This is a genomic window from Chamaesiphon sp. VAR_48_metabat_135_sub, assembly GCF_031418915.1.
Classification (GTDB): domain Bacteria; phylum Cyanobacteriota; class Cyanobacteriia; order Cyanobacteriales; family Chamaesiphonaceae; genus Chamaesiphon.
The window spans coordinates 53930-60389 of record NZ_JANOJV010000021.1; the positions used below are offsets into that span (position 1 = coordinate 53930).

5 protein-coding genes are annotated in these 6460 nt (G+C 45.1%); 3 read left to right on the plus strand and 2 right to left on the minus strand.

Features of this window, described 5'->3' with window-relative positions:
- Positions 1–62: 62 nt before the first annotated feature.
- Together RMO55_RS01540 and speA are read left to right on the plus strand one after the other, a co-directional pair.
- On the plus strand, positions 63–902 hold the full coding sequence (locus RMO55_RS01540) for a peptidoglycan-binding protein (protein ID WP_310422444.1): 840 nt from the start codon (positions 63–65) through the stop codon (positions 900–902).
- A gap of 238 nt (positions 903–1140) precedes the next feature.
- Positions 1141–3156: a biosynthetic arginine decarboxylase gene (gene speA / locus RMO55_RS01545; protein ID WP_396134146.1), complete on the plus strand. Its 2016-nt coding sequence runs from the start codon at positions 1141–1143 to the stop codon at positions 3154–3156.
- Positions 3157–3193: 37 nt separating this feature from the next.
- On the opposite strand, the gene RMO55_RS01550 is transcribed toward speA, so the two are convergent.
- Complete coding sequence (locus RMO55_RS01550; RefSeq protein WP_310422447.1) at positions 3194–3796, minus strand: hypothetical protein; 603 nt, start codon at positions 3794–3796, stop codon at positions 3194–3196.
- Positions 3797–4055: 259 nt separating this feature from the next.
- Here RMO55_RS01550 and RMO55_RS01555 point away from each other — a divergent pair, with 259 nt between their 5' ends.
- Positions 4056–5303, plus strand: coding sequence for a competence/damage-inducible protein A (locus tag RMO55_RS01555; RefSeq protein WP_310422456.1), 1248 nt, complete (start codon positions 4056–4058; stop codon positions 5301–5303).
- Between the two features lie 319 nt (positions 5304–5622).
- On the opposite strand, the gene hslO is transcribed toward RMO55_RS01555, so the two are convergent.
- Positions 5623–6459 (minus strand): Hsp33 family molecular chaperone HslO, encoded by an 837-nt coding sequence (hslO, locus tag RMO55_RS01560; RefSeq protein WP_310422450.1) that lies wholly within the window; start codon positions 6457–6459, stop codon positions 5623–5625.
- Position 6460: the final 1 nt, after the last annotated feature.

The following is a 6460-nucleotide window of genomic DNA, read 5'->3' on the forward strand; positions in this document are numbered from 1 at the left end:
TGGATATGGAGAAAAGTAGTATTTTTACCTTAACTCAGAAAAACCCCCTAACCCCTAACTTAATGACTACAGTAAAAGAAGCGATCGACACGATGATTCAATCACGCAACGTCGATACCGGACGAGTAAGTGGCTTGAGTCGGCAAATTATCGTTCAAATGAATACCTTGCAGGCTAGTATCTTAGTTAACTTTGAGAGCTTACCTGGGATTAGCAGCTCTGGCGAACCGCATCTTAATCTCTATCTTCAATCTGGAGCCAAAGAGTCTTTGCGTGCGGCTCTCCGTGCAGGAATTGCCAAGCAGCCCAGCCTAAAAATGACAATTAACTCTGCCTATCGTACCGTCGCCCAACAACATATTCTCTATCAAGTGTATCAGCGCGATCCAAAATTAATCCCTTTGGCTGCCAAACCAGGTCGCAGCAACCATGAAAATGGTTTAGCGATCGATGTCAATAATTATAATGCTTGGAAACCATATCTCCTGGCACATGGTTGGCACTGGCTCGGTGGAAACGATCCCGTGCATTTCTTTGAAGACAATGGTCGTACAGATGTTGACGATCTAGGCGTAAAAGCTTTTCAGACGCTCTGGAATAAATATAATCCCAATGATTTGATGACTGTTGATGGCAACTTTGGTGCCCAAACTGCCGCTAAAATGGATCGATGCCCGATTTCTGGATTCTCGATCGTCACGCTGTTTCGGATGGGCGATAACGGGTCGGTAATTACCCGAATTCAGCAAGGTTTAACCCATGCTGGATTCCCCACTCCTGTCAATGGCTTCTTCGACCAAAAAACTAAAGATGCCGTAATTAAGTTTCAAAGTAAGAAGGGCTTAACCGCCGATGGTGATGTTGGCCCGATGACCTTGAAAGCATTGGGGATTAAGCTTTAAATCTAGTTGAAAGTTGAAAGTTGAAAGTTGCGGATAGTGGACAGTGAATGGTAATTATATCTCCTCCCCGCTCCCCGCTCCCCAGCAACTTGCGTTAATTACTAAATTTCGCTCGATCTCTGGGGTATGTTAGAGAGAGTGCATAGAAACGATCGAGAGATCCTTGAATAATGCGTTAAGATTGCAGACGAGAATTCGTTCGATAGGGAAAATGGAATAGGCAGTGGCTAAAAAAAATGTGGGACTAGAGCTACCAGATGCAACCGTAGCTGCGGAATTGAATCAATTGTTGAAGAGTACCGTAGATCCTCAGGATGAAGCTAAAGTGGTGGTAAAACAGCAGCGTCGAGCTGACGAGCCAAAAGCAGCTTGGACGATCGAGGACAGCGAGCATTTGTATCGGATTCAAGGTTGGGGCGAACCCTATTTTTCAATTAATGCAGCGGGACATGTGACGGTAGCTCCTCAAGGCGATCGTGGTGGCTCTCTAGACCTCTATGAGCTGGTTACGTCCCTCCAACAACGCAATTTGGCTCTTCCCCTTCTGATCCGATTTTCGGACATCTTAGAGCACCGAATCGAGCGGCTGAATGCTTGTTTTGCGAAAGCGATCGCTCGTTATAACTACGGTGGTGTCTACAAAGGGGTATTTCCTGTTAAATGCAACCAACAGAAGCACTTAATCGAAGATCTGGTCAAATTTGGCAAACCCTATCAACTTGGGCTAGAAGCAGGTTCTAAAGCAGAGCTAATCATTGCGATCGCCATGCTAGATAATCCTGGAGCCTTGCTAATTTGCAATGGCTATAAAGATCGCGAATACATCGAAACGGCGATGCTAGCGCAGAAATTAGACCAAACGCCGATTATCGTCCTCGAACAGATCGAAGAAGTCGAAATCGCCATCGCCGCAGCGAAAGCCTTGGGTATCAAGCCTAATCTCGGTGTCCGCGCTAAACTCAACGCCAAAGGAATCGGCCGCTGGGGCGTATCGAGCGGAGATCGCGCTAAATTTGGGCTGACTATTCCTGAAATCATTATTGTCGTCGATCGACTCAAAGAAGTCGATATGCTCGATTCACTCCAACTGCTGCACTTCCATATTGGCTCCCAAATTTCTTCGATCTCGGTGATCAAAGATGCGATTGGCGAAGCCAGTAAAATCTATGTCGAACTCGTCCAACTGGGCGCGAACATGAAATATCTCGATGTTGGTGGCGGTTTGGGCATCGATTACGATGGTTCTCAGACTAATTTCCATGCGTCCAAAAACTACGATCTCCAAAACTACGCCAATGATATTGTGGCCGAAGTGCGCGAAAGTTGTAATGAGAAAAATATTACCGTTCCCACATTAATTAGTGAAAGCGGACGAGCGATCGCTTCTCATCAATCCGTATTAATTTTTGATGTCCTGAGTACCTGCGAAGTGCGGACAGATTTACCCCAACCTACTACCAATCCCGAGCATCAAATCATTCGGAATATGTGGGAAACATACGAAAGCATCACCCCTGAAAATTATCGGGAAGCTTTCTATGATGCCAACCAATTTAAAGAAGAAGCCCTGAGCAGATTCAAATTTGGTTATCTCACCATCACCGAACGTTCTCGCGCCGAACAACTCTACTGGGCTTGTTGTCAAAAAATCCTCGACATCGCCAAACGCGAGGAATATATGCCCGAAGACTTAGAAGAGCTGGAGCAAATCATGGCTTCAATCTACTATATCAATCTGTCTGTATTCCAGTCAGCTCCAGACAGTTGGGCGATCGATCAACTGTTCCCGATTATGCCGATTCATCGGTTAGATGAAGAACCCACTCGACGTGGAATCTTAGCCGATCTTACCTGCGATAGCGATGGTAAAATCGACCAATTTATCGATCTCAAAGATGTCAAACATGTGCTCGAATTGCATTCCCTCGAACCTAATAAACCTTACTATTTAGGCTTATTTTTAGGCGGTGCATATCAAGAGATCATGGGCAATCTCCACAACTTATTTGGCGATACAAATGCCGTTCATATCAAACTTACGCCCAAGGGCTACAAGATCGAACACGTCGTCAAAGGCGATACGATGAAGGAAGTCGTTGGCTACGTCCAGTATGATGTCGAAGACTTAATCGAAAGTATTCGCCAAAAAGCCGAACAAGCACTCCTCGACAATCGGATCTCGATTACCGAAGCTCAACGCTTGTTGCAAAATTACGAAAACAGTCTGGCTCAGTATACCTATCTATCTCCATAGACGATTCGGCTCTCCCCCATAGATGCGGGAGAGCCGTTCAGCCTTGACTCTCGATCATCCACTTGAGAATACCCAAAATCCGTTCGACGGGCATAATCTGGTACTCATTGGCATCGATTGTCACATTTTTTTCCTCAAGCTTGAGAAATTGCCACAATCTACCACTAGTAACACTACCGTAAATAACGGGAATTGCTTTGCCTTTGCTGGCGTTGAATAATTGTGCTGCGACCATTTCAGCGATACACTGACCCAAACCTAGATCTAATTCTCCACGTTTGGCTTCTACCAACATTAATACAGGAGCTTGGATGAGATAAGGAGTTGTCGATTTGCTCAAGAGAAAGTCACAAAATCCATTTAGCCCACGATCTTTATCGACACTAAATTCCTCACCAGAGAACAACTCAACTGAATTATGGACTAGCTTTCTGACTTCTAGCAATACTGGACTAATTAACAGTTCAGATTTAGCTTTTTCAGATCTAGCTTGTTGTGCTAATGGAAACCATTCGCTAAAAATGGCTAAAAATAGCTCGCTCGGAATGGCAACTGGTAAATCCTGACAAAAAGGCGATCCAAATAAACTCAATTCAAATCGATCGGTAACATCAGGTAGCGTAAAGTTGTTATAAGCCATATTTTTACCCGATCGAGGTACCCAAAAATTCTAGCATTTTATCAATCTATGCCAACGGTTTTAAATGAAGCTCGATCGACAACCAACATTCTTACTATTTTTGCTATTTTTTCAGTGTGGCAACCCCCGAGGCTGTTAGAACATGACCGCGATTGACATAGGCAGCAGGATTTATCGATCTCAACAATCTCGATCGGCAGATCGGCTACACTCATTACAAGTAGGGCATCGCTTTCAACTTTCAACTAATTTAATAACTATGTCTGCTGAAGTAATCTGTGTCGGTACCGAATTATTGCTCGGTGATATTCTCAATAGTAATTCTCAATATCTAGCTAAAGAACTAGCCGCACTGGGCGTACCGCATTTTTATCAAACCGTGGTGGGGGATAATGTCGATCGAGTCCATCAAGCGATCGAGATTGCGGCGACTCGATCGAGTATTATTATCTTTACAGGTGGTTTAGGCCCGACACCAGACGATCTGACGACAGAATCGATCGCTAGCTACTTTAATACGCCCCTAGTCGAATTTCCTGAAGTTATTGCTGATATTGAGCATAAATTCGCGCAACACGGGCGCAAAATGACTCCTAGTAACCGCAAACAGGCTCTCCAACCCGCAGGAGCGGCTTTGTTACCCAATCCCACGGGGACTGCTCCAGGGATGATTTGGCAACCACGGGAGGGACTGACAATCTTTACTTTTCCTGGCGTACCGCGAGAAATGCACCGGATGTGGCGGGATACAGCCGTTTCATTTTTAAAAACCCAGGGTTACGGACAAAATCCAATCTATAGTCGCAGTCTCCGCTTTTTTGGCATTCCCGAAGCAGCCTTGGCTGAAAAGGTGAATCACTTGTTTAACTCGACTAATCCAACTGTTGCTCCCTATGCAGGTAAGGGCGAGGTGCGGTTGCGAATTTCGGCTAGGGCTGCGAATGAGGCTGAAGCGAATGCTTTAATCGAACCGATCGTCCAGGAAATTAAACAAATTGCAGGAGTAGATTATTATGGTACTGACGAGGATACTTTAGCTAGTGTTGTCGGACAATTATTAAAGGCTCAGGGGCAAACTTTATCAGTTGCAGAATCTTGTACTGGTGGTGGTTTGGGGCAGATGCTCACAGATATACCAGGCAGTTCTGAGTATTTTTTGGGGGGCATTATTTCCTATGCCGATCGGATTAAAATCGATCTATTGGGTGTTAATTCCGAAGATCTAGCTACCGAAGGTGCTGTGAGCCAAACCGTCGCGCGTCAGATGGCGGTGGGGGTGAAGGCTAAATTGGGGACTGATTGGGGCGTGAGTATCACCGGAATTGCTGGGCCTGGTGGGGGTACTGAATGTAAGCCTGTCGGGTTGGTGTATATTGGGATTGCCGATCCAGATGGTGGTGTAGAGGGGATTAAGTACCAGTTAGGAAGTCAGCGAGAACGAGAATTGATTCGCCACATGTCAGCTTCTCAGTGTTTGAATCTATTACGACAGCGGATTAGAATTTAGGGTACTCTCAGATCTCCGCCGACCATACTGCAAAAGGTTAAATATTGGACTTCGCGGATCGAGAAGTCGGGGATCTAGCCTAATTCTGAGAAGGAAACTCGAGGAGTGTACTTCGCTGGTGCAAGATGTGAGTTTATTGTAAAAATGGAGTAGAGTTTACCATTAGGGCATAGCTCTACTCCATTTTTTCGCGTTGGCGAAGCCTCTTCTAAAAAACTTAACTTGGAACTAGCTCAGAGCAAAGATCGGTAGGCTGGGTTAAAAGACAAAAAACCCGACACACTCAACCAAAGTTTCTTTCATTCATGAGCATCTAGATCTAATTTTGGACTTGTAATTCCCCTACTAATTGAGCGAGTTTTTCCTCACTAACGTGATAGATTTCTCCACAAAAATCACAGGTAGCTTCAGCACCTTTATCTGTGGCAATCATATCATTAAGTTCATCTGTTCCTAACAATTTGAGTGCGCCCAACATCCGCTGTTCGGAACAAGGACAGTCAAATTTCAACTCCTTTTCATCAGGAAAGATCTTCAAGCCCAAATCGCCTAATAATTCCTCTAAAATGTCGGGTAGATTTTTACCCGATTGCAATAAAGGTGTGAATCCTTGCAAACCGCTGACTCTGGATTCTAATAGTGTTACCAACGACTCATCCTGTGAGGCTTTTGGCAAAACTTGAATTAAGATTCCCCCCGCAGACTGCACGCTCTGGGTATTCATCGATACGCCTAAAACCAATGCCGAAGGAGTTTGCTCGGAACTAAATAGATAATGGGCGACATCATCACCAACTTCCCCAGAGATTAATTCCACAGTACTAGAGTAAGGACGACCATAACCCAGATCTCGAAAGATATAGACAAAACCTTCACGTCCGATCGCACCACCCACATCTAGTTTACCAGCAGCATTAAGCGGTACTTCTACATGGGGATTGTTAACATAGCCTCTGACAGTCCCATCGACCCCGGCATCGACCATTAAACCACCCATTGGGCCATTTCCCTTAATCCGGAGATTGACTCGCGCAAACTTGGTTTTCATGCCCGATGTCAGTAATAATCCGGCTGTCATCGCCCGCCCTAATGCATCTGTGGATACCGCAGAAAGTCGATGTCTGACTCTGGCTGTTTCAGTGAGGTTGGTGGTAATT